At 71.5% G+C, this 22,719-nt stretch carries 17 protein-coding genes; 6 read left to right on the forward strand and 11 right to left on the reverse strand.

Annotated features, from left to right (window positions below; genetic code table 11):
• The first annotated feature begins 8 nt into the window (after positions 1 to 8).
• A complete protein-coding gene (gene addB / locus MWM08_RS26195) occupies positions 9 to 3,038 on the forward strand; it encodes a double-strand break repair protein AddB (protein WP_244457404.1) in 3,030 nt (1,009 codons plus the stop codon).
• The gene (addA, locus tag MWM08_RS26200; RefSeq protein WP_244457405.1) at positions 3,035 to 6,505 is read left to right on the forward strand and encodes a double-strand break repair helicase AddA; all 3,471 of its coding nucleotides are present in this window, start codon (positions 3,035 to 3,037) and stop codon (positions 6,503 to 6,505) included. Before addB ends, addA begins: the two co-directional genes overlap by 4 nt.
• Positions 6,506 to 6,619: 114 nt before the next feature.
• Here the strand turns inward: addA and MWM08_RS26205 are convergent, their stop codons facing one another.
• The 7 genes from MWM08_RS26205 to purH form a co-directional block, all read right to left on the reverse strand.
• Positions 6,620 to 7,789, reverse strand: coding sequence for a M20 aminoacylase family protein (locus MWM08_RS26205; RefSeq protein WP_244457406.1), 1,170 nt, complete (start codon positions 7,787 to 7,789; stop codon positions 6,620 to 6,622).
• Positions 7,790 to 7,866: 77 nt separating this feature from the next.
• A complete protein-coding gene (locus MWM08_RS26210; protein ID WP_244457407.1) occupies positions 7,867 to 9,198 on the reverse strand; it encodes an aspartate aminotransferase family protein in 1,332 nt (443 codons plus the stop codon).
• 14 nt (positions 9,199 to 9,212) lie between these two features.
• The gene (locus tag MWM08_RS26215) at positions 9,213 to 9,794 is read right to left on the reverse strand and encodes a hypothetical protein (RefSeq protein ID WP_244457408.1); all 582 of its coding nucleotides are present in this window, start codon (positions 9,792 to 9,794) and stop codon (positions 9,213 to 9,215) included.
• Positions 9,795 to 9,849: 55 nt separating this feature from the next.
• Entirely contained in the window at positions 9,850 to 11,100 is a 1,251-nt protein-coding gene (locus MWM08_RS26220; RefSeq protein WP_244457409.1) for a NupC/NupG family nucleoside CNT transporter, read from the reverse strand.
• Entirely contained in the window at positions 11,097 to 12,620 is a 1,524-nt protein-coding gene (locus MWM08_RS26225) for a DNA recombination protein RmuC (RefSeq protein ID WP_244457410.1), read from the reverse strand. The genes MWM08_RS26220 and MWM08_RS26225 overlap by 4 nt, the downstream gene beginning before the upstream one ends.
• A 61-nt stretch (positions 12,621 to 12,681) precedes the next feature.
• The gene (locus MWM08_RS26230; RefSeq protein WP_244457411.1) at positions 12,682 to 13,290 is read right to left on the reverse strand and encodes a carbonic anhydrase; all 609 of its coding nucleotides are present in this window, start codon (positions 13,288 to 13,290) and stop codon (positions 12,682 to 12,684) included.
• A gap of 165 nt (positions 13,291 to 13,455) precedes the next feature.
• Entirely contained in the window at positions 13,456 to 15,033 is a 1,578-nt protein-coding gene (purH, locus tag MWM08_RS26235; RefSeq protein ID WP_244457412.1) for a bifunctional phosphoribosylaminoimidazolecarboxamide formyltransferase/IMP cyclohydrolase, read from the reverse strand.
• Positions 15,034 to 15,149: 116 nt separating this feature from the next.
• Between purH and MWM08_RS26240 the strand changes: the two genes are divergently transcribed.
• On the forward strand, positions 15,150 to 16,553 hold the full coding sequence (locus MWM08_RS26240) for a hypothetical protein (protein ID WP_244457413.1): 1,404 nt from the start codon (positions 15,150 to 15,152) through the stop codon (positions 16,551 to 16,553).
• On the opposite strand, the gene MWM08_RS26245 is transcribed toward MWM08_RS26240, so the two are convergent.
• Genes MWM08_RS26245 through MWM08_RS26260 form a run of 4 tightly spaced genes read right to left on the reverse strand, consistent with a single transcriptional unit; the run spans position 16,550 to position 20,354 of the window.
• Positions 16,550 to 17,893, reverse strand: a complete 1,344-nt coding sequence (locus MWM08_RS26245; RefSeq protein WP_244457414.1) for a tetratricopeptide repeat protein — start codon at positions 17,891 to 17,893, stop codon at positions 16,550 to 16,552. The two genes, MWM08_RS26240 and MWM08_RS26245, sit on opposite strands and share 4 nt — an antisense overlap.
• 38 nt (positions 17,894 to 17,931) lie before the next feature.
• Positions 17,932 to 18,384: a dUTP diphosphatase gene (gene dut, locus MWM08_RS26250; RefSeq protein ID WP_244457415.1), complete on the reverse strand. Its 453-nt coding sequence runs from the start codon at positions 18,382 to 18,384 to the stop codon at positions 17,932 to 17,934.
• Entirely contained in the window at positions 18,381 to 19,565 is a 1,185-nt protein-coding gene (gene coaBC, locus MWM08_RS26255; protein ID WP_244457416.1) for a bifunctional phosphopantothenoylcysteine decarboxylase/phosphopantothenate--cysteine ligase CoaBC, read from the reverse strand. The genes dut and coaBC overlap by 4 nt, the downstream gene beginning before the upstream one ends.
• 39 nt (positions 19,566 to 19,604) lie before the next feature.
• A complete protein-coding gene (locus MWM08_RS26260; protein WP_244457417.1) occupies positions 19,605 to 20,354 on the reverse strand; it encodes a class I SAM-dependent methyltransferase in 750 nt (249 codons plus the stop codon).
• 43 nt (positions 20,355 to 20,397) lie between these two features.
• Between MWM08_RS26260 and mutM the strand changes: the two genes are divergently transcribed.
• The 3 genes from mutM (at position 20,398) to rpsT (ending at position 22,545) form a co-directional block, all read left to right on the forward strand.
• Positions 20,398 to 21,279 carry a bifunctional DNA-formamidopyrimidine glycosylase/DNA-(apurinic or apyrimidinic site) lyase gene (gene mutM, locus MWM08_RS26265; RefSeq protein WP_244457418.1) on the forward strand — a complete coding sequence of 294 codons (882 nt, stop codon included), beginning with the start codon at positions 20,398 to 20,400 and terminating at the stop codon, positions 21,277 to 21,279.
• A 58-nt stretch (positions 21,280 to 21,337) separates the two neighbouring features.
• Positions 21,338 to 22,114: an enoyl-CoA hydratase gene (locus MWM08_RS26270; RefSeq protein WP_244457419.1), complete on the forward strand. Its 777-nt coding sequence runs from the start codon at positions 21,338 to 21,340 to the stop codon at positions 22,112 to 22,114.
• Between the two features lie 152 nt (positions 22,115 to 22,266).
• Positions 22,267 to 22,545 carry a 30S ribosomal protein S20 gene (gene rpsT / locus MWM08_RS26275; protein ID WP_244457420.1) on the forward strand — a complete coding sequence of 93 codons (279 nt, stop codon included), beginning with the start codon at positions 22,267 to 22,269 and terminating at the stop codon, positions 22,543 to 22,545.
• Positions 22,546 to 22,719: the final 174 nt, after the last annotated feature.

Consider the following 22,719-nt stretch of genomic DNA (forward strand, 5'->3'; position numbering starts at 1 on the left):
GCGCCGGCGTGAACCTTTACGCCATCCCGCCCGCGGCGCCGTTCCTCGACACGCTCGCGGCCGGTGTGCTGGCGCGCCTGCCCGACGGCGCGCCGGATGCGCTGGCGCGCACCACCATCCTGCTGCCCACGCGCCGCGCCGCACGTGCGTTGCGAGAGGCCTTCCTGCGCGAAGCCGGCGGGCGCGCGCTGCTGCTGCCGCGCATGCGCGCCCTGGCCGGCCTGTCGACCGAGGATGCGGACGAGCTCGCCCTGCCTGACCTGCTCGACCTGCCGCCTGCCGTCGATCCGCTGACGCGCCAGGCCGTACTGGCCGAGATGGCCACGCGCATCCCGCGCCGCGCCGGCGGCCCCGCAACGCCCGAACAGGCTTGGCTGCTGGCTGGCGAAATGGCGCGGTTGTTCGACGAGATCGCGCTCGAGGAACCCGACCTCGCGATGCTGGAATCGCGCCCGCCGGCGGAGTTCGCGCAGGCCTGGCTCGCGCGGCTCGATGCGCTGGTGCCCGACCGGCACGCGCGGCACTGGGAGATCACAACTGCCATCCTGCGCGCCGCAGCGACCGACTGGAACGACTGGCTGGCGGATCGCGGGCTGCTCGACATCGGTGTGCGGCGCGTGAAGGCGCTGGCGGCGCAAGCGGCGGCGTGGCGCGACGCGCCGCCTGAGCATCCGACCGTCGCGGCCGGTATCGGCGCGGGTGGCACCATCCCGGCCGCCGCCGCGCTGCTGGGGATCCTGGCGCGCGCGCCGCAGGGGGCGGTGGTGCTGCAGGGCCTCCCGGAACCGATGGACGCCGCGGTGTGGGAGGCGGTGCGGAAGGCGCCGACGCATCCCCTGGCCGGTCATGCGCGCCTGCTGGCGGCGATGGATGCGCAATCGGCCGACCTGCGGCCCTGGCACGACCCCGCGCCACGCGGCGCGGCGGCGGACCGTGCCGTGCTGCTCGGCCGTGCGCTGGCACCCGCGGAGGGGCTCGAGGCCTGGACACAGCGCGACACGCCGCGCTGGGATGCGGCGCGCAAAGGCCTGACGCGCCTGGTTGCCGCCGATGCGCAGCAGGAAGCCGCCGCCATCGCGTTGCTGCTGCGCGAGGCGATGGAGACGCCTGGCCATCGCGCTGCACTGGTCACGCCCGATCGCGACCTGGCGCGGCGCGTGAGTGCCGAACTCGCGCGCCACGGCATCACGGCCGACGACAGCGCCGGCGAACCGCTGGCGGAAACACCCGCCGCCGCCTTCCTGCGCCTGGTCGCGCGCATGCTTGCCGACGGCTTCGCGCCGGTGCCGCTGCTGTCCGTGCTGAAGCATCCGTTGTGCAGCGGCGGCATGGCGCGCGACGCATGGCTGGCGGCGGCACGCACGCTGGAACGCATCGCGCTGCGCGGGCCGCGCCCGGCCGCGGGGCTGGCCGGGTTGCGGGCATCGGTCACGGCGGCGGGAGACGCGCCCGATTCGGTGGTTGCGCTGCTCGATGCGCTGGAGGGCGCATTGGCCGGCTTCGACGCGCTGCCCGATGCGCCGGCACGACCGCCGGCCGACCTGCTGGCCGCGCACATGGCGGCGGCCGAGGCACTGGCCGCCACGCCCGAATTGCCTGGCGGGCTGCGCCTGTACGCGGGCGAGGAGGGCGAGCCGCTGGCGCGGCACCTCGATGCGCTGGCCTCGGCGCTGCCCCATCTTCCGCCGATCTCGCCCGCCGACTGGCCAGACCTGTTCGAGGGCGCGCTCGCCGGGCCTGTCGCGCCGTCCCTGCGTGCGACACGCGGGCGCGCGGCGGCGGCGCATCCGCGCATCGCCATCCTCGGCCTGCTGGAAGCGCGGCTGCAATGCTTCGACCGCGTGGTGCTGGGTGCGCTCGAGGAAAGCGTCTGGCCGCAGGCGACGGAACCAGGCCCGTGGATGAGCCGGCCCATGCGCGCGGCGTTCGGGCTGCCGGAGGCGGAAGCACGCATCGGTCGCGTCGCGGCGGATTTCCTGTACGCGGCGGCGGCGGCGCCGGAGGCGGTGTTCTCCTCCGCGGTGCGGCGTGGCGGGGCGCCGCGTGTGCCGGCGCGCTGGATGGTGCGCGTCGACACCTTCCTGGCGGGCCAGGGCGGGTTGGCGCTGGCGGCTTCGCCCGCCGCTGGATGGGCGGCGGCGCTGGACGCGCCCGCGGTGGTGCAGCCCTGCGCACGGCCGGCCCCCACGCCGCCTGCAGTACTGAGGCCGCGGCGGCTGACCGTGTCCGACGCCGCGCTGCTGATTGCGGATCCCTACGCCTTCTATGCGAAGCGCGTGCTGCGGCTGCAACCGCTCAAGGCGCTGGAGGAAGATGTCGGCGCGATCGAATACGGCACGCTGGTGCATGATGCGATGGCGGGGTTCCTGCGCGCACTTCCGATGAACTGGCCGGGCGAGCAAGCGGCGCGCGCGGCCTGGGCACGAGCCAGCGAGAAGGCCCTCGCCGCGCATGCGGACCGGCCGGGCATCCTGGCGTTCTGGGCGCCACGGCTGGCAAATATCGGCGACTTCGTGATCGCCGAGGAAGCCGCTCTGCGCCGCGATGGCGGACTGGTCTCCTGCCTGGTCGAGACGAAGGGCAAGGTTGTGCTGCCGCTGCAGGGCGGCGACGTCGAGATCGAAGCGCGCGCCGATCGGCTGGATCACCTCTCGGCCGGCGGCTGGCGCGTGGTGGACTACAAGACCGGCACGGTGCCGAAGGAAGCCGCGCTGGTCGCCGGCGACGCGCCGCAACTGCCGATCGAGGCCTGGCTGCTCAGCGAGGGCGCCTTCGGCGGCACACCCGGCACCGCGACGGCCCTGGTGTATTGGCGCCTGACCGGCGGCGAGCAGCCGGGCGAGGTCAAGACCATCGACGCGACCGCGCAGGACTATGCGGCGATCGCGCAGGAGCGGCTGGAGAATCTCGCGGCGCGCTGGCTGCTGGGCGATGCGCCCTTCGCGTCGCGCCCGCATCCCTCGCGCAGCGCGCCGGGGGGCGACTACGACCACCTCGCGCGGATCGAGGAATGGTCGGCCGGCGAGGCCGAGCCATGAGCCAGTCTCCGCGCGAACGGGCCGAACATGCGCAGTCCCGTGCGTCGGACCCGGCTGCCTCGGCCTGGGTGGAGGCTTCGGCCGGGTCTGGCAAGACCAAGCTGCTGACCGACCGCGTCCTGCGGCTGTTGCTGGCGGGCGTTGAGCCGGGACGCATCCTGTGCCTGACCTTCACCAAGGCGGCGGCGGCGGAGATGGCGACGCGCCTGGCGCGCGCGCTGGGCGGCTGGGCGACGGCGGAGGATGCGGCGCTTGCGGCGACGCTGGCCGCACTGACCGGGCGCGCCCCCGATGATGCGGAACGCCGCGCGGCGCGCGCGCTGTTCGTGCGCGTGCTGGAACAGCCGGGCGGGATGCGCATTTCCACCATCCATGCCTTCGCCCAGTCACTGCTGCGGGCGTTTCCGCTGGAAGCGGGGCTCGCGCCGCAATTCGCGGTGGTCGAGGACCAGGATGCGCGCGCGATGCTGGCGCGCGAGCGCGAGGCGGTGCTGGCCGGCAGTCCCGACCGCGCGGCGATGGAGCGCCTGGCGCGCCTGGTGCCGCCGACGCGCTTCGCCGAGGTGGTCGGCACGCTCGCTGCCACGCGCGGGCGGCTGCTGCGTGCCATCGATGCGCGCCAGGGGTTGACGGGCTTCGAGGGGGCGCTGTCGCGCGCGCTGGGCCTGGCGCCCGGGGAGACCAACGAGGATGCGGTGCTGCGCGCGGCCTGCGCCGGCGTGCTTCCGGAGGTGGCGCGCGCCGGCGCCTTGCTGCGCGTCAGCGGTAACGACAACGATCGCGTGCGCGGTGCAAGTATCGCGGCATGGCTCGCGCAGGACGAGACGTTGCGCGCCGCGCATTGGGAGGATTGGCGCGCGCTGCTGCTGACCAAGGACAACGAGCCGCGCAAACGCTTCGCGACGCAGAAGGCCGGCGCGGATGTCCCCTTCATCCAGGACGCGCTGACCGCCGAGGCTGAGCGCGTGCAGGGGGCCGAGCAGGCCCGCGCCGCGGCGCGCGTGCTGGCCGCGACCATGGCGCTGCTCGCGATCGGCACGCCGGTGCTGCGGCGCTACGAAGCCGCAAAGGCGCGCGCGGGCATGCTCGACTACGACGACCTCATCCGCGGTGCCGAACGCCTGCTGCAGGACCCGGGCAGTGCCTGGGTGCTGTTCAAGCTGGATGGCGGCCTGGATCACGTGCTGCTGGACGAGGCGCAGGATTCCAACCCCGACCAATGGGGCATCGTGCGCGCGCTGACCGGCGAGTTCTTCGCCGGCGAGGGCGCGCGCGAGCAGGGTCGCACCATCTTCGCGGTGGGCGACGTGAAGCAGTCGATCTACGGCTTCCAGGGCGCGGATGCCGAGGGCTTTGCGCGCGAGCGGACGCATTACGGGCAGGTCGTGACGCGCGCGGGGCTGGAGTTCCGCCCGGTGCCGCTCGACGTGTCGTTCCGATCGACCGCGCCGGTGCTGGCGCTTGTGGATGCGGTCTTCGCCGGCGGCGAGGCGCGCGAGGGCGTCGTCGAGGGCGATGCCGTGCTGCGCCACTACGCCGATCGCGCCGGGCAGGCGGGCAGCGTTGAGTTGTGGCCGCTGCTGCAGGTGGATGCCGCCGAGGCGCCGCCGGCCTGGGCGCCGCCGGACGCGCCCGTGGATGGCGAGGGCGCGGCACCGCGCCTGGCCGCGCTGATCGCGGCGCGCATCCGATTCATGCTGGACCACGAGACGCTCCCCGCGCGCGTCGAGCGCGGTGCCGACCAACAGGAAGGCCGACCGGTGCGCCCGGGAGATATCCTGGTGCTGCTGCGGTCGCGCGCGCGGGGCGGTTTCCTGGCCGCGCTGGTGCGCGCGCTGAAGGATTTGCGCATCCCGGTGGGCGGCGTGGACCGCATGGTGCTGGCCGAACAGGTCGCGGTGCAGGATCTGCTGGCGCTGGCCGACGTGCTGCTGCTGCCGGAGGACGACCTGACGCTGGCGGCGCTGCTGAAGTCGCCGCTGGTCGGGCTGCTGGAGGACGAAGTGCTCGCGCTGGCGCAGCCGCGCACGGGATCGCTCTGGGGTGCGCTGGCGGCGCATCGCGGCGCGGAGACGCGGTTCGGGCGCGTGGCGGACTGGATCGCGGGCATGATGGCGCGGGCGGACTACGCCACGCCGCATGCTCTGTTCGCCGATGTGCTGGGCGGGCGGGGGCCGCTCGATGCGCGTGCTGGGCGGGCGCGGATGCTGGCACGGCTTGGCCCTGATGCTGCGGACCCAATGGATGAATTCCTCAATGCCGCGCTCGAGCACGAACGGGGGCATCCGCCTTCCCTGCAGGGCTTCGTGCACCGGCTGCGCCAGGGTGGTGCGGAGGTGAAGCGCGAAGCCGAAGGCGCCGGCGATGCCGTGCGCATCATGACGGTCCATGGTGCGAAGGGCTTGCAGGCGCCGATCGTGATCCTGCCGGACACCACCGGCGCGCCGCCCGACCGCGCGGCGCTGCGCTGGCTGGACGACGACCTGCCGGCCTGGGCGCCGAAGCAGGAGGGCTTCGCTGCGACGGCGCTCTCGGACCAGCGCCAGGCCGACAAGGATGCCGAGGCACGCGAGCAGCATCGCCTTCTCTATGTCGCTCTGACGCGCGCCGAGGACCGTCTGATCGTGTGCGGCTGGCAGGGGAAGAAGGACGTGCCGGCGCAGTGCTGGTACCGGCTGGTGGAGGAGGGTTTCGCGCGGCTGGACGGCGCCGTCGCACAGCCCTTCGAAGGGCCGGCGGACGCCTTCCCGCCCGGCGCCGTCGTGCATCGGCTGGAGGCCGCGCAATCAGCACCGCCGCGCATCGAGGACCCGCCGCGCGCACCCGCCGCGATGACCGACCTGCCCGCCTGGGCGCGCGTTCCGGCAGTGCAGGAGGCGCCGGAGGGCGCCGTTGCGCCGTCGGCACTGCCGGGCGAGGAGGAGACGCCGGCTGCGCCACCACGACCGAGCGACGATCCGCGCGGGCTGCGCTTCCGCCGCGGCCGCCTGGTGCATGCGCTGCTGCAGCACCTGCCGGACCATGCGCCGGCCGCGCGCGCGGATGTCGCACGTCGCTTTCTTTCGCGGCCGGGGCATGGGCTGGATGAAGCCGAGCAGGAGGCGGTGCTGGACGAGGTGCTGGCGCTGATGGAGGCACCGCTGGTGGCGGCCGCGCTCGGGCCGGGCAGCCTGGCGGAGGCGCCCCTTGCCGGGCGCATCGGTGGGCGGCTGATCGCCGGGCAGGTGGACCGGCTGCTGGTGGAGGCCGACCGCGTGCTGGTGTTGGACTACAAGACCAACCGGCCGCCGCCGATGGATGTCGCGGCGGTGGCTCCGCTGTACCTGCGGCAGATGGCCGCATATCGCGCGCTGCTGCGCGCGGCCTTTCCGGGCCGGCGGGTCGAATGCGCGCTGGTCTGGACCTATGGCGCACGGGTCATGGCGCTGCCGGATGCGCTGCTGGATCGGCACGCTCCGGGCGCGTGAGCCGGAGCTTCTCCGCGGATCGCGCCGAAACCATCAGCAGCGCCGGGTGCGCCAAGGCGCGGCGCGCAGGCAAGCCGGCCGGATGGCCGGCCCCGCCGTCTCAGGGAAACAACATCAGCGCTTCAGCTCCTGCTCGACGAGCCGGGCGAAGACCGATGAGCCCAGCGGGATCAGATCATCGTTGAAGTCGAAGCGCGGGTTGTGCAGGCCAACCGTATGCCGCCCTCCATCGCCCTGCCCGATGCCGATGAAGGCGCCCGGGCATTTCTGCAGCATGTAGGAGAAATCCTCCGCGCCCATGCGCGGCGGGGCGTTGCGATGAATGCGGTTGTCGCCCAGCACCGCGGCCGCGGCAGCCTGCGCCCGCAACGTCTCGGCCTCGTGGTTGATGGTGGGCGGGTAGCCGCGAGTGAAGGCGAGTTCCGCGCGCGCGCCATGCGCTTCCGCAATCGACTTCACGATGGCGCCGAGGCGCGCTTCCACCATGTCCTGCACCTCGGTCCTGAAGGTGCGCACGGTGCCGTTGAGCTCGGCGATTTCGGGGATCACGTTGCCGGCGGACCCGGCATGGAACTGGCACAGGCTGACCACCGCGGTGTCAATCGGGTCCATCGAGCGCGAGACGATGGTTTGCGCGGCCACCACGATCTGCGCGCCGACCAGCACCGGGTCGATGCAGATCTGCGGACGGGAGGCGTGGCCACCCTTGCCATGCACGGTGATGGTGATGCGGTCGGCCGCGGCCAGCACCGGGCCGGGGGTTATGCGCGCCTCGCCCAGCGGGAGTTCGGGGTCGTTGTGCAGGGCGTAGACCTGGTCGGTGGGGAAGCGGTCGAACAGGCCTTCCTCGACCATCACGCGGCCGCCGCCGCCGCCTTCTTCCGCCGGCTGGAAGATGAAGTGGACGGTGCCGTCGAAGTTGCGCGTCTCGGCCAGGTAGCGCGCCGCGCCGAGCAGCATGGTGGTGTGGCCATCGTGGCCGCAGGCGTGCATCTGGCCCGGCACCGTCGAGCGATGCGGCATATCGTTGGTCTCCTGCATGGGCAGGCAGTCCATGTCGGCACGCAATCCGATGCTGCGCTTCGATGTGCCGTTGCGCAGCACGCCGACCAGGCCGGTGCCGGCGATGCCGCGATGCACCTCGATCCCCCAGGATTCGAGCTGCTGCGCCACCAGCGCGGAGGTGCGGTGTTCCTGGAAGCCCATCTCGGGATGCGCGTGGATATCGCGGCGCGTCGCGGTGAGCTCGGGGTGGAAGTCGGCGATGCGGTTGTAGATGGGCAAGGTCGGTGTTTCCGTGATGGTGGCGCGTGGCGTAGCCCGCCGCGCGGCATGGTTCCAGTGCGGTTACGTGCGGCGCGTCACAGCCCCGCGACGGCGGCATCCACCGCATCGCCGAAGCGTTCGACGATCATGGCGATCTCGTTGGCGTTCGTGACGTAGGGCGGGGCCAGGATGACATGGTCGCCATGCTTGCCATCGATGGTGCCGCCCATCGGGTAACAGGCGAGACCGCGGGCGAAGGCTTCCTTCTTCACGCGTTCATTCACCGCCAGCGCAGGTTCGAATGTGGATTTGGCGGCACGGTCGGTGACCAGCTCGATCGCCCAGAACAGGCCGCGGCCGCGGATGTCGCCGACGCGCGCATGGTTGCCGAGGCGGTCGTGCAGCCCCTGTTCCAGCAGCGCGCCCATCGCCTGCACGTTGTCCAGCAGGTTCTCGTCGCGGATCACTTCCTGCACCGCGAGCGCGGCGGCGCAGGCGACCGGATGCGCCTGGTAAGTGTGGCCGTGCTTGAAGGTGCCGGAGCCCTGCGTCAGCGCCTCGATCACGTGGCCATGCACCAGGATGCCGCCGATAGGTTGGTAGCCGCCACCGAGGCCCTTGGCGATGACCTGGATGTCCGGGGACACACCCTCCTGTTCCCACGCGTGCAGCGTGCCGGTGCGGCCCATGCCCGACATGACTTCATCGAGGATCAGCAGCGCGCCGTGGCGTTCGCAGACCGCCTTCATGGCGGGGAAGTAGCCGGGCAGCGCGGTGGCGCAGCCGAGCGTCGCGCCGACCACGGTCTCGGCGCAGAAGGCGATGACGTTCTGCGGGCCGAGGCGCTGGAATTCGGCTTCGAGTTCGGCGGCGAGGCGCGCCACGTAGTCGGCGTCGGTCTCGCTGTCGCGCCGGTCGCGATAGGCGAAGCAGGGCGAGACATGGCTGAAGGCGTCCGACAGGATCGGCGCATAGGGCGCGCGGCGCATGGCGTTGCCGCCGGCGGCCAGCGCGCCGAGGGTATTGCCGTGATACGACTGCCGCCGCGCAATGAATTTCGTCCGTTGCGGCTGACCTGATTCCAAAGCCCATTGCCGGGCGATCTTGAGCGCGGCCTCCATGCCTTCGGAGCCGGAGGAGACGAAGTAGGCGTGGGTCAGGCCACCTGGCGCGTGGCCGACCAGCATGTCCGCGAGCTGTTCGGCACTCCCGGCGGTGAACAGCGCGGTGTGCGCGTAGCAGAGCCGGTCGATCTGGTCCTTCATGGCCTGGATGACATGCGGGTGGCCGTGGCCGAGACAGGCGACGGCCGCACCGCCGGAACCGTCGATGACCTCATGGCCCGAGGCGTCGCGCAGCCAGATGCCGCGGCCGGAGACAGCGACGGGCGGGGCCTCACGGAGGTTGCGGTGGACGATGTGGGTCATGGGGGCGGGTCCGATCAGGAATTGCCGTCGCTTGAAGGCTCCCACGCAGACGTCCTGCTCGCAAGCGTTCCGCCTTCCCGCAGCGCCCACAGAGCCGCTGCGGCAGCTTCGGCGTCTCGGATCCGCTTGAAGCCGATGGGGTTGAGCTCGCGGCCCTGCCGCCGCTTCGGATCGGGCATTCCGCCGAGGTTCGGCCCTTCGCGAAAGATCACGTCCGCAACGCCCTCGGCGATCGGATACACATGCACGTAGGCGATATGCGCGGGTCCGAATTCCGTGATCCGAGGGCCGCTTCGTCCGCAGCGTACCACGATGGCGCGCCTGTCGGTGACAGCGTAGGCGTTGTCGCGCAGCACACTGGACACCCAACTGCTGCCGAGCGCGGCCAGGATACCGGCGGTTGCGACCGCCACGAGGGCGGGCGCAAGCAAAGCGTACCGCAATCTGCCGGCGTCGTCCGGGTGAAGGAAAGCCAGCAGCAGCAACACAGCGCCGAGAATGGTCGCGACCGTGGCCGTCGAGCGTTGCGCCGCGGCCAGTGGCCGCGACATCTCGGGCCGCCCGTGCCAGACGAGCCGTTCACCGGGTGCGAGCATGGTCTGTATGGCGCCAACGGCCTGCACGTCGCGGTCCGTGGTTCGCGGCATCGCGTCAGGGCGCCGTCAGCACGCCCACCACCGCCCCGGTCATGCAGCACGCGATCGTGCCCGAGACCAGCGACGGCAGCCCTAGCTTCACGATGTCCTTCCGCCGCTCCGGACACATCGCGGACATGCCGCCCACCATGATCCCCACCGCACCCAGGTTGGTGAAGCCGCACAGCGCGTAGGTCAGGATCAGCCGAGAACGTTCGGACAGTCCCGCCCCGCCGGACTGCGCCAGTTCCAGGTAGGAGACGAACTCGTTCACGATCATCTTCGTGCCCAGCGACGCGCCGACCGTCGCCGCTTCCGACACCGGCACGCCCATCGCCCATGCGACCGGCCAGAGCACCCAACCCATCGCGCGTTGCAGCGTGAAGCCGGTCAGCGGTTCCACCGCCAGGTTGATCAGCGCCACGATCGCCACGAAGACGATCAGCGACGCCATGATGCCGAGCAGCAGGTTCAGCCCATCCTGCGTGCCGCGCACCAGCGCATCCATGCTGCTGTCGTAGAGCTTCTCCGGGATACCTTCGTCGCCCGCGGTCGCGATCTCGCCAGGGGCCGGCGGCATCATCAGCAGCGCGACCAGGATCGCGGCGGGGGCCGAGACCAGCGAGGCGGTCAATAGCTGCCCCGCCGCATCCGGCACCACGGGCGCGATGATCAGCGCGTAGACCACGAGCGTATTGCCGCTGATGGTGGCGAGCCCCGCCGTCATCACCACGAACATCTCTGACCGGGTCAGTCGTGCCAGCCAGGCGCGGATCATCAGCGGCGCCTCGACCATGCCGACGAAGACGTTGGCGGCCACGCCGAAGCCCGCCGCGCCACCCAGGCCGAACAGCCAGCCCAGCGCGCGCGCCATGACGCGCACGATCGCGGGTAGCACGCCCCAATGGTACAGCACCGACGACAGCGCACCGACCACCAACACCAACGGCAGCGCCTGGAAGAACAGGATGAAGGACGCGCCGGGGAAGGGCTCCGGGAAGGGCAGCGGCCCGCCGCCGAGGTAGCCGAAGACCAGCGACGTGCCGGCCTTGGTCGCGGTGGCCAGCGCATTCACGCCATCGCCGATCAGCGCGAAGGCCGCGCGCGCCAGCGGGACATTCAGCAGCATGGCCGCGAGCAGCAACTGCAGCGCCAGCCCCGCCACCACCACGCGCCAGGACACGCCGCGCCGGAACCCGCCCAGCGCCCAGGCGAGTGCCGCCAGCAGCAGCAGGCCGCCGGCGGATTGCAGTTGCAGTATGCTCATGCCTCGTCGCCCTCACCCGGCGCGTCATCTGCCGCAGATTCAATATCGAGCAGCGCCGCGGCGCGCGACCCGTCCACCGCATCCACGCCGCGCAGCTTGCGCGCCACGGCGCGGGTACGGACCTGCGCCGCATCGATGGTATTGCCCACGGCGGCGACCTGCTTGCGCAACCTGCCCAACACCTCGTCCATCTTGCCCATCTCGGCTTTGGTCGCACCCAGCAATTCCCGGACCATGTCGGCCTTCTCGCCGAGCGCGATGGTCACGTGCCCCATCTGGATGGTGCGCAGCATGGCTGGCAGCAGCGATGGCCCCAGCACCAGGACGCGACTGGCGCGGCCGATATCCTCGATCGCGCCAGGAATGCGCGCGATCTCGGCATAGAGCCCCTCGGTCGGCAGATAGAGTACCGCGAATTCCACGGTGATCGGCGGGCGGATGTATTTCGACGCGATCTTCGCCGCCTCGGCGCGCACGCGGAGCTCCAAAGCACGGCGCGCGGCCTTCTCGGCGTCCATGTCGCCGGCTTCCGAGGCCATGACCAGGCGGTCCCAGTCCTCGGTCGGGAATTTCGCATCGACGGCGAGGAAGACGTCGCGTCCGCCCTCGTTGGGCATGCGGATGGCGAATTCCACCAGCTCGCTGCTGTCCTCGGACAGCTTCTTGTTTGTCTCGTAGGATCCGGGCGGCAGGATGTCGTCTAGCAGGGCGCGCACCTGCGCCTCACCCCAGCCGCCGCGCGTCTTCACGTTGGAGAACAGGCGCTTGATGTCCACGATCTGCGTGGTCACGGCCTGCACGTCGGTCATGGCCTTCAGCACCTGGGTGAACTGGTCGCTGACACGGGCGAAGCTCTCGCTCATCTGCTTCTCGACGGCGGTCTGCAGCTGCTCGTTCACGGTCTTCTGGATTTCGGCGAGCTTGGCCTCGTTGCCCTCGCGCAGTTCCTTCAGCCTGGCGTCGAGCAGGTCGCGCGCGCGGGCGTTCTCCGCGACCATGGTCTCCTGCAGCTTTGCCAGGCCCTCGGCCAGCGCGACGCGGATCTCGCCCACGCCTTGCGTCACGTCGCGGCGCAGCAGTGCCGTGTCGTCCTTGTGGTCGGTCAGTGCCTTGACCACCTGGGCGCGCTGGTCGGCGATCGCGTCGCGCGTTGCCTTCGCGTCCTGCGACAGCTTGTCGGCCAGCTGCGCGGCATCGGCGGCCAAGCGGTCGAGCACCGCCTTCTCCTGCGTCGAGAGTCTGTCGGCGATGCGGCCGATGCCCTCGCCCAGCGCACGCGTCTGGTCGATCGCGCCGGCACCGACGCGCTCGCCGATCGCCTGCGCCTCGCGCGCCAGGCCGCGCTCGAATTCCGCCGGCAGGGCCGCAATGCGCTCGCCCTGCCGATCCAGCGCCGATTGCAGGTCGGTCAGCCGCTGCGCGAGCACCGGGTCGGGGGATGGGCGGCGCAGCAACACCATGAGAACGAGCACGGCCACCACCGCCAGCCCGACCAGGATCGCGAGGTTCTCGGCTGTCATGCGTGGTCCCCCGATTCGACCACGGGAGTCTCGCATCCCGCGCCTGGCGGCGCGAGGCCGCTTACGCCGGGCGGGCCGGGCCTTGCGCGGGCACCAGAACGAGCCGCCCGGTCGCCACGCCGAAATGCGCGCCGTGCAGGGAAAGCCGCCTGGCCGCGACGGCCTCCGCGACCCAGGGAAAGGTCATCAGGTTCTCGAGCGAGATGCGCACCGCTTCGTGTTCCGCCACGTCCTGGCGCTGGTCAGGCACGTCGCAGCGCATCGCCACGTCGCGCGCGCGCTGCGCGATGCTCATCCAGCCCGCCACGAAGTCGCGGGCCTCGGGCGGGGCGCCGCGCAGCAGCGCGCCGATGCCGCCGCACAGCGCATGGCCCATCACGACGATGCGGTCCACCTGCAGCACGCGGACGGCGAATTCCACCGCTGCGCTGGTCCCGTGGAACAGGGCGTCGGGCAGGTAGGGCGGCACCAGATTCGCCACGTTGCGCACCACGAACAGCTCACCTGGCGCGGCGGAGAAGATCATCTGCGGATCGACGCGGCTGTCCGAGCAGGCCACGACCATCGTGTGCGGGCGCTGGCCCGCCGAGGCCAGTTCCTCGAAGCGCGCTCGCTGCTGCGGCCAGGTCTCGGCGCGGAAGCGACGGTAGCCGGCGATCAGCTCATCCATGGCAGGTCATCCTGGTGGGGGCTGGGGTGCGGCGACTGAGGCACGAAGCGCGCGATCCGGCAGAACCGATCGGATCGCGCTGGCCGCGACGGCGCCCGATACGGCAGCGCACGGCGCAAAAACCAAGCCGCCGGAGGCGGTGCCCGGCGCTTGGGGGCAATCCAGTCAGTGCCGGAAATGCCGCATGCCGGTGAACACCATCGCGAGCCCTGCCTTGTCCGCCGCCGCGATCACCTCCGCATCGCGGATCGACCCGCCGGGCTGGATCACCGCCGTCGCACCCGCCGCCGCCGCCGTCTCAAGCCCGTCGGCGAAGGGAAAGAAGGCATCGGACGCCACGACCGAGCCTTCCGCCAAGGGGCGCTCGATGCCCGCGGCCTTCGCCGCCGCCTCAGATTTCCACGCGGCAATGCGGCTGCTCTCGACGCGGTTCATCTGCCCCGCGCCGATGCCCACCGTCGCCAGCCCCTTCGCATAGACGATGGCGTTCGACTTCACGTGTTTGCACACGCGGAAGGCGAAGATCAGGTCGGCCATTTCGGAGCGCGACGGCGCGCGCTGCGTCACTACCTTCAACGCCGCTTCGTCCACGCGCCCCGCATCGCGCGACTGCGCGAGGAACCCGCCCGCCACCGACTTGAAGGCAAGCCCCGGTGCCGTCGCATCCGGCATCCCGCCGGTCAGCAGCAGGCGCAGGTTCTTCTTGCGCGCGAAGACCGCCTGCGCCGCATCGTCCGCGTCGGGCGCGATCACCACCTCGGTGAAGATCGCGGTGATCTTCTCCGCCGCCGCGGCATCCAGCGTGCTGTTCGCCGCCACGATCCCGCCAAAGGCCGAGACCGGATCGCATAGCAGCGCGCTGTCCCAGGCCGCCGCCAGGTTGCCGGCGATCGCCACGCCGCAGGGGTTCGCGTGCTTCACGATGACGATCGCCGGGCGGTCGAATTCCGCCACGCATTCGAAGGCGGCGTCGGTGTCGTTCAGGTTGTTGTAGGACAGTTCCTTGCCCTGCACCTGGCGCGCGGTGGCGATGCCGGGGCGATTGCTGCCATCGACATAGAAGGCAGCGTTCTGGTGCGGGTTCTCGCCATAGCGCAGGCCTTGGCGCAGCACGCCCGGCAGTGCGAGGCGCGGTGGGAAATCCTGGCCTTCCTGGCGCGCGAACCAGCCCGAGATCGCCGCGTCATAGGCCGCCGTGCGCGCATAGGCCGCGGCCGCGAGGCGCCGGCGTGTGGCAAGCGTGGTGCCGCCCTGCGCCTCAATCTCGGCGCGCACATCGTCGAAATGTGCGGGTTCGGTCAGCACCGCCACGCCCGCGTGGTTCTTGGCGGCGGAACGGATCATCGCCGGGCCGCCAATATCGATGTTCTCGATGCAGTCGTCGAAGGATGCGCCGGCCGCGACCGTCGCCTCGAAGGGATAGAGGTTCACCGCCACCAGGTCGATCGGCGCGATGCCGTGGCTCGCCATCTGCGCCAGGTGCTCGGCCAGGTCGCGTCGGCCGAGGATGCCGCCATGCACCTGCGGCACGAGGGTCTTGACCCGCCCGTCCAGGATCTCCGGGAAGCCGGTGTGCTCGGACACGTCCTTTACCGGCACCCCGGCCTCGCGCAGCGCGCGGGCGGTGCCGCCAGTGGACAGGATCTCGGTGCCGCGCCCTGCGAGGAAGCGGCCGAATTCGACCAGCCCCGCCTTGTCGGACACGGAGATCAGGGCGCGGCGGATGGGGAGGATGTCGCTCATGGCCCGCGCGCATAGACCCGCGCGGGCAGCGCGTCCATCGCGCCGGGCGCGGGGCAGCGGCGCGGCCGCGGCGGCCCTAACCGAACGTAAGGCCTGGGTGCCGCAGCCTGACGGGCATGCGCCTGCTGCCCACTGTCCTGGCCCTGATCGCCGGCCTTCCCGCCGCAGCGCGCGAGCCGTTGCATCTGACCGAGCGTGTGGCCACGCGCTTGGTCGGCCTGCGGGTCGAGATCCGGGATCTCCGGCTGGGGTCGCCCGGCTTCGGTCGCGGGGTGGACCCCGTGCTGCTGGCCGACCCCGGCTGGTTTGCGGCGCAGCACGCCGATGCGCGCCGCATCGCGCCCCTGGAGGATACTGGCCTGCCGCCCGAGGCCTTCGAAGCCTGGGCCGCACGCACCGGCGGCTTCTGCCGGGTGACGGTGGGCGGGCCGGACTCCGCGCTTCCGGCGCCAGCGGCCGCCGCGCGCATGGCGGGGGTGCTACGGCCCGACGGCACGCCCGATCCCGGGCGCATCGCCGTGCATCGCATCGACATCGCGGCGCTGGACCGCTTCACGCTCGACCATGAACTCGGCCATTGCCGCGATTCGCGTCTGCGCTTCGCCACGCTCTCGGCCCTGGCGCTGTCGGGTTCAGGCCCACGCATCGCCGAGAGCCGCCACGGCTTCGAGGTCTTCGCCGACATCGTTGCCGCACTGGAGTTCCTGCGCGCCGCGCCGGGGCCCGACCCGGCGGCGGTGGTGCAGGAGATCGCGAACCTGCGGCAGGTCTCCGTCGTCACGAATTTCCGGCGCGGGGCGCTCGGGCGCGACGGGCGCATTCTGCTCGCGCCGGCGCTCGCGTACCACACCGCACCCGCGCTCGATGCCGTGCTGGCGCTGGCACAGTCGCGCGGCCTGGCCTGGCTGCGCGCGCGGTCCGCCGCCGAAATCGTTGCATTGGCCGAGGAACTCCGCGCCCGCCGCGCGCTGTCGCGCGCCGACCAGGCACTCCTGACGCGTGCCCTGGCCGATACGCGCCTGCGCACGACGCAGGGCGGCGCCGCGCTGCGGTTCAGCCCGGAGCTGCCGCGGACCTTTCTCGATCGCTTCGACCGCGCCGCGGCGGAGCAGAGGTTCCGCCCTGCCCCGCACGAGGCCCCTCCGGCCACGCAGCCGACGGCCTGGCAGCGCGCGTCGGCGCCGCAGCCGCTGCTGGATGCGCGGGGCGCGCTGCGCCAGGCGCTGGAACCCGACCTGCGTGACGGAGCGGTGCCGCTGCGCGTCGCGCCGTTGCCGGGCGGCGTGACGCGTGTCGTGCTGCGCGAACGCGATGGCGCCCGCAGCGCGGTGGTGCTGCGCGCGAATGGCGACGTGCTGCGGCTGTCCGCGGCGGGACGGATTGCGAGCCTTGGCCCCGACCGCCCGGCACTCCTGCGCGGCCAAGTCGCCGTGCATGTGGTGGCGGACGAGAGGCTCGACGCGGAGGCGGCGGAGGCTTGGTTCACCGGCCCGCTCGAAGGCGGGCTGTCGCAACCCTAATGGCGAATCTCGCGCGCAGCCGCCGCATACCCCGCGCGCCGATCCGGCGGCACCGGGTGCCGGCCGGCCACGCGTTCGAGCAGCAGGCGCACATCCTGGTCCGCCCCCGCCTTCAGCGCGGCGTCGAGGAACAACTGTTCGAGCACATCCTGCTGCGCGTGGCTGCCGCCCATGCGGTGCATCACGCCGATCGCGGGGCGCATCACGTTCACCGCGCGTGCGTGATCGCCCTGCGCATGGGCGAGCACCGCCTCGCAGACCGGAATCGCGGCATCGCGCAGGATCGGCGCGATCGTGCCCGGTTGCTGCGCCGCCTCGCGCATCGCATCCAGCATCCGCGCGGCGGCCTGCGTGCGGCCAGTCGCGGCCAGCGCCATCATCCAATGCGGCAGCGTGAAGGTGGACAGGCAATCGCCGATCCGTGCCTCGGCCTTGTCGGCGAGTTCGACCCAGCGGTCGCCGACATCGACCCCCTGGCGCTGCAGGCGGAACAGCATCGACGCCGCGTTCTGTACGTCGATGTAGAGGTCGGGCATGGCCTGGAACAACACGCTGGCTGGGTTGCGGAAGCCGCGGTCGTACAGCGCCAGCACCTCGGCGTGCTCGCCGCGCTCGATGTGATAGAGCCCGCGATGCCACCACAGATGATGCAGCAGGTTTGACCCGCCTTCCCAATGGGGTTCCAGCATACGCAACCAGGCAATGCCCTCGCCGCGCCGGCCCTGCATTTCCAGGATATGCGCGACGCCATGCGTGGCCCAGAGATCCGCCGGGTCGAGCGCCACGGCGGCGCGGCCGGCTTCCTCGGCGACCACGTAGTTGCCGGCTTCCTCGTGCGCGAAGCAGCGACACGCGAGGATGCTGCCATAGCCCGGCATGGCGGCTGACCAGCGAGGCGCGACGGCTTCCACGGCGCGCAGCATCACGCCCGCGCGGCCGAGCCAGAAGGCGGAGAAGTGGTGCAGCCGGAAGGCCAGGATGTCGTGCGGATGCGCGGCCATGATGGCTTCCCAACCGCCGAGCGCGCCATCGAGGTCGCCATCGGCCCAGGCCGCCAGCGCACCCGCGTGCATGGCTTCGCGGTCGCGGCCGGCCAGGCGCGCCGCCGCCGCCGCGGCCTCCCGTGCGCGGGGAACCTGCGCGCTGTTGTAGGACAGCATCGCGAAGGCGCCCTTCAGCACCTGGCCCATGGGCATCTCGGCATCCAGCGCGAGCAGCGCCTTGAGGCGCTGCCCGCCATCTGCGCGGTATGTCAGGTAGCCCTGAATCGCGTGGTCATAGGCGGCGGCCGCGGCGTCGGAGGCGGCGGTGATCGGCAATCCCTGTGCGTCGGTGGGCATGGCGTGGTCCTCCTGCGCCAGGGATTCGCGCCCGGCGTCTATCTGGTTCCGGTGGAGCCGAAGCCGCCAGTGCCGCGCGTGCTGCCGGGCAGTTCCGCCACCTCCCGCCAGGTGGCGCGCACCACCGGGGCGATCACCGCCTGTGCGATGCGCATGCCGCGGTCCACCGTGAAGGGCTCGGTGCCGGCATTCAGGATGATGACGCCCAGTTCACCGCGATAATCCTCGTCGATCGTGCCGGGGCTGTTCGGCAGGGTGATGCCGTTCTTCAGCGCCAGTCCCGAGCGTGGGCGTACCTGCAACTCGTAGCCGGGGGGCAGCGCCATGGTCAGGCCCGTGGGCACCAGGGCGCGACCGCCGGGCGGGATCACCAGCGGCGCCGCGACGGCCGCGAGCAGGTCCATCCCCGCCGCGCCGTCGGTCGCGTAGGCGGGCAGCGGCAGGTCCGCGGCATGCGACAGTCGGACGACGTCGATGATCGGGGCGGTCATGCGCTCTCCGGGTTCAGCGCGGTGGCGATGCGTGCAGCGAGGCGGCGGGCGACCTCCGCCTTGGGCAGGCGGGGCCAGTCCTCGACGCCGGTGCCGGTGACGAGGTGCACGGCGTTGTCGGGGCCACCCATGACATCGCCGGAGACATCGTTCGCGACGATCCAGTCGCAGCCCTTCTTCGCACGCTTTGCGATGGCGTTGTCGACCACCTTCTCGGTCTCGGCGGCGAAGCCCACCACCAGGGGCGGGCGGTGCGGGCCGCGGGCTGCGAGAGTGGCGAGGATGTCCGGGTTCAGCGCGAGGTCGAGTGGCGGCGGGGCTTCGCCTTGCACCTTCTTCATCTTCTGTGAAGCCTCGCGCGCGGTGCGCCAGTCGGCCACGGCGGCGGCGCAGATCGCGGCATCCGCGGGCAACGCGGCCTGCACGGCGGCAAGCATGTCGCGCGCGGATTCGACGCGCACGACGTGCACGCCAGGCGGGTCGGGCTGCGCCACCGGGCCGCTGACCAGCGTGACGCGTGCGCCGAGTGCCGCGAGTGCCGCGGCGATCGCGTGCCCCTGCTTCCCGGAGGACCGGTTGGCGATGTAGCGCACCGGGTCGATCGGCTCATGCGTGGGGCCGGAGGTGACAACGACATGGCGGCCCTTGAGCGGACCATCCGCCAGGAGCGCCACGATGGCATCGCGCAGCGCGGGGGGGTCCGCCAGGCGGCCTGGCCCGCTCTCCGGTTCGGCCATCGGCCCGTCATCGGGGCCGGCGATGACCACGCCGCGGGCGCGCAAGGTCGCGATATTCGCGACCGTCGCCGGGTGTTGCCACATCACCGGGTTCATCGCCGGGGCGGCCAGCACCTTTGCGCGCGTGGCCAGCAGCACGCAGGTGGCAAGGTCGTCGGTCAGTCCCTGCGCCATCTTCGCGAGCAGGTCGGCCGAGGCCGGCACCACGGCCACCAGGTCGGGCCAGCGCGCGAGGCGGATATGGCCGATCTCGGCCTCCGCGGCCCAGAGGTCGTCATGCACGCGCGCGCCGGTGATGGCGGCCAGCGCTTCCTTCGTGACGAAGCGCGCGCCGCCGGCGGTCAGCACGGCCATCACCTCGGCGCCGTCGCGCCGCAGCAGGCGCGTCAGTTCCAGCGCCTTGTAGGCGGCAACGGAGCCCGAGACGATCAGCAGGATGCGCATCGCCGCAGCCTAGGCAGAAGGCGCCCCGAGGGGAACCGGCTAGAGCCGCCAGCCGGTATGGATCGCGACGATCCCGCCCGAGAGGTTGCGCACCGCGACCTTCTCGAAGCCCGCGCGGCGCATCATGCCTGCCAGCGTCTCCTGGTCGGGGAACATGCGGATGCTCTCGGCGAGGTATTCGTAGCTGTCGCGGTCCTTCGCCACGCGCGCGCCGATCGCCGGCAGCGCCTTGAAGGACCAGGCATCGTACAGCGGTACCAGGGCCGAGATCTCGAGGCGCGAAAACTCCAGGCAGTGGAAGCGCCCTCCGGGACGCAGCACGCGGCGCGCATCGCGCAGCACCGCGTCCTTGTCGGTGCAGTTGCGCAGGCCGAAGGCGATCGAGACCTTCTCCACGCTGCGGTCGGGCAGCGGGATGTGCTCGGCATCCACCACCATGAAGTCCAGGCCGTCGACGATTCCGCGGTCCAGCGCGCGCTTGCGGCCCACTTCCAGCATGGCGGGGTTCACGTCGGTGAGGATGACGCGCCCGGCGCCGCGCTCCTTCGCCAGGAAGGAGATGTCGCCGGTACCCCCCGCCAGGTCGAGCAGCGTCTCGCGCGCCGAGCACGCGATGGCATTGACGAAGATCCGCTTCCAGACGCGATGGATACCGAGCGACATCAGATCGTTCATGACGTCGTAGCTGGGCGCCACGCTTTCGAAGACGTCGCGCACCATCGACGCCTTCTCGGCGCGGGGCACGGTGCGGAAGCCGAAATCGGCCTGGTCCTGGGGGCTGTCGCTCATGATGCAGTCAACATAGCGTGGCGCGCGCGAAAGGGGAGGCACCATGCCCGAATTGCCGGAAGTGGAGACCGTGATGCGCGGCCTGGCCGCGGTGCTGGAGGGCCGGCGCATCACCGAGGTCGAGCAGCGCCGGCCCGACCTGCGCTTCCCCTTCCCTCCCGACCTGCCGCGCCGGATGGAAGGCCGCCGGGTGCTGTCGTTCCGTCGGCGCGCGAAATACATGCTGATGCGCCTGGAAGGTGGCGAGAGCCTGCTGATCCACCTCGGCATGTCGGGGCGCATGGTGGCGCGCCAGGCGGGCGCGGCGGCGGTGCCGCGGATCGGGCCGCAGGGGGCGGTGTCGGACGCGCGGGGCCACAACGCGCCGCCCGAGGCGCATGAGCACCTGGTGATCGCGACCGAGGATGGCTGGCGCGTGGGCTTCGTGGACCCGCGTCGGTTCGGATCGGTCGACCTGGTGGCAACGGCGGCGGAGGACCTGCACCGGCTGCTCGCCGGCCTCGGGCCGGAGCCGCTGGAGGATGGCTTCACCGACGCCGTGCTCTCCGCCGCCCTGGTCGGGCGCCACACGCCGATCAAGGCCGCGCTGCTGGACCAGACGGTCGTGGCGGGCCTGGGCAATATCTATGTCTGCGAGGCGCTGTTCCGTGCCGGCATCTCGCCGCGCCGGCTGGCGGCCAGCGTGGCGGGGGTGCGGGCCGCGCGGCTGGTGCCGGCCATCAAGGCGGTGCTGGCCGAGAGCATCGGCGCCGGCGGGTCGTCGCTGCGCGACTATGTGCGCGCGGATGGCGAGCTCGGCCGCTTCCAGGAGACCTTCGCGGTCTATGGCCGCGAGGGCGCGCCCTGCCCGCATTGCGCGGCACCCATCCAGCGCATTGTCCAGTCGGGCCGGTCGACCTTCTTCTGCGCGCGGGCGCAGCGTTGAGGCGCCGGCCGCGCTGCGCTACAGCCCCAGGGCACACACACGGCAAGAAAGGCGGCACATGCCCTTCGAGATGATCCTGACGGAGACGCAAGGCCGCGTCGCCGTGATCCGGCTGAACCGTCCTCAGGCGCTGAACGCGCTGTGCGACCAGCTGATGACCGAACTCGGCCAGGCGCTGCGCGACTACGATTCCGATCCCGCGATCGCCGCCATCGTGATCACCGGCAGCGAGAAGGCCTTCGCCGCCGGCGCCGACATCAAGGAGATGAAGGACCGCACCTTCCCCGCGGTCTACTTCAACGACTTCATTGGCGAGCGCTGGGAGACGGTTCTCGAGATCCGCAAGCCGGTCATCGCCGCGGTGGCGGGCTTCGCGCTGGGCGGCGGCTGCGAATTGGCCATGATGTGCGACCTGATCATCGCCGCCGACACCGCGAAGTTCGGCCAGCCGGAGATCAACCTCGGCATCATCCCTGGGGCCGGCGGGTCGCAGCGCCTCACGCGCGCGGTGGGCAAGTCGAAGGCGATGGAGATGATCCTGACCGGGCGCATGATGGACGCGGCCGAGGCCGAGCGCGCCAACCTGGTGACCCGCGTGGTGCCGGCGGCGGAACTGGTGGCCGAGGCGGTGAAGATCGGCGCGAAGATCGGCGCTCTCTCTGCACCTTCGGTTGCGATGGCGAAGGAGGCCGTGAACGCCGCCTTCGAGGGCACGCTGACCGAGGGCGTGCGCACCGAGCGGCGCCTGTTCCTCAGCCTGTTCGCGACCGAGGACCAGAAGGAAGGCATGTCGGCCTTCGCCGAGAAGCGCAAGCCGGCCTTCGGCAATCGCTGAGGGTGGCTCGATGCAGATGCGCGGCATGGAAATGATGGGCCCCGCCCGCTTGACGTGCCGCGCCTCGTCGCATTAGAACCGCCGCCTTCGTCGTGCCCGGGATTTGGGGCGCGGCAGCCGAAAACCTCGAATTGATGTGAACCGGAAGCCCCATGGCGAACACCGCGTCCGCGCGCAAGCGCATCCGCCAGAACGTGAAGCGCGTTGCGCGCAACAAGGCGCGCAAGTCGCGCGTGCGCAGCTTCGTGCGCAAGCTGGAGGAGGCCATCGCGACCGGCGACAAGGCCGCGGCGCAGGAAGCTTTCCGCGCGGCGCAGCCTGAACTGCAGCGCGCCGTGACCAAGGGCACGCTCCATGCGAACACCGTGGCGCGCAAGGTTTCGCGCTTGTCGGCGCGCGTGAAGTCCCTCGGGACGACTGCTGCGTCGTAAACCTGGCGCGGCCTAAGACCGGGGCCGCGAAGTCACGCAATCCCTGATACTTGCGGGATGGAAGTTGCGATGATGAATCGCGGCAATCATCTCGCATGTTCTGTTTGCTGTCGCGCCGACATTACGGATTTGTTGTTTGTGGGCGCGTCGGCAAGGCTTAGTCTGGTCGGTATA

The organism is Roseomonas fluvialis (assembly GCF_022846615.1).
In the GTDB taxonomy this organism is placed as follows: Bacteria; Pseudomonadota; Alphaproteobacteria; order Acetobacterales; family Acetobacteraceae; genus Neoroseomonas; species Neoroseomonas fluvialis.

Coding starts and splice junctions, on each gene's coding strand:
- coaBC (WP_244457416.1), bottom strand. CDS start 19,565: ATGCGCATCCTGCTGATCGTCTCGGGCTCCGTTGCCGCCTACAAGGCG.
- MWM08_RS26215 (WP_244457408.1), bottom strand. CDS start 9,794: ATGCTCGCACCCGGTGAACGGCTCGTCTGGCACGGGCGGCCCGAGATG.
- MWM08_RS26230 (WP_244457411.1), bottom strand. CDS start 13,290: ATGGATGAGCTGATCGCCGGCTACCGTCGCTTCCGCGCCGAGACCTGG.
- MWM08_RS26270 (WP_244457419.1), top strand. CDS start 21,338: ATGCCCTTCGAGATGATCCTGACGGAGACGCAAGGCCGCGTCGCCGTG.
- MWM08_RS26225 (WP_244457410.1), bottom strand. CDS start 12,620: ATGACAGCCGAGAACCTCGCGATCCTGGTCGGGCTGGCGGTGGTGGCC.
- mutM (WP_244457418.1), top strand. CDS start 20,398: ATGCCCGAATTGCCGGAAGTGGAGACCGTGATGCGCGGCCTGGCCGCG.
- MWM08_RS26220 (WP_244457409.1), bottom strand. CDS start 11,100: ATGAGCATACTGCAACTGCAATCCGCCGGCGGCCTGCTGCTGCTGGCG.
- MWM08_RS26260 (WP_244457417.1), bottom strand. CDS start 20,354: ATGAGCGACAGCCCCCAGGACCAGGCCGATTTCGGCTTCCGCACCGTG.
- addA (WP_244457405.1), top strand. CDS start 3,035: ATGAGCCAGTCTCCGCGCGAACGGGCCGAACATGCGCAGTCCCGTGCG.
- MWM08_RS26245 (WP_244457414.1), bottom strand. CDS start 17,893: ATGCCCACCGACGCACAGGGATTGCCGATCACCGCCGCCTCCGACGCC.
- MWM08_RS26210 (WP_244457407.1), bottom strand. CDS start 9,198: ATGACCCACATCGTCCACCGCAACCTCCGTGAGGCCCCGCCCGTCGCT.
- dut (WP_244457415.1), bottom strand. CDS start 18,384: ATGACCGCCCCGATCATCGACGTCGTCCGACTGTCGCATGCCGCGGAC.
- purH (WP_244457412.1), bottom strand. CDS start 15,033: ATGAGCGACATCCTCCCCATCCGCCGCGCCCTGATCTCCGTGTCCGAC.
- MWM08_RS26240 (WP_244457413.1), top strand. CDS start 15,150: ATGCGCCTGCTGCCCACTGTCCTGGCCCTGATCGCCGGCCTTCCCGCC.
- rpsT (WP_244457420.1), top strand. CDS start 22,267: ATGGCGAACACCGCGTCCGCGCGCAAGCGCATCCGCCAGAACGTGAAG.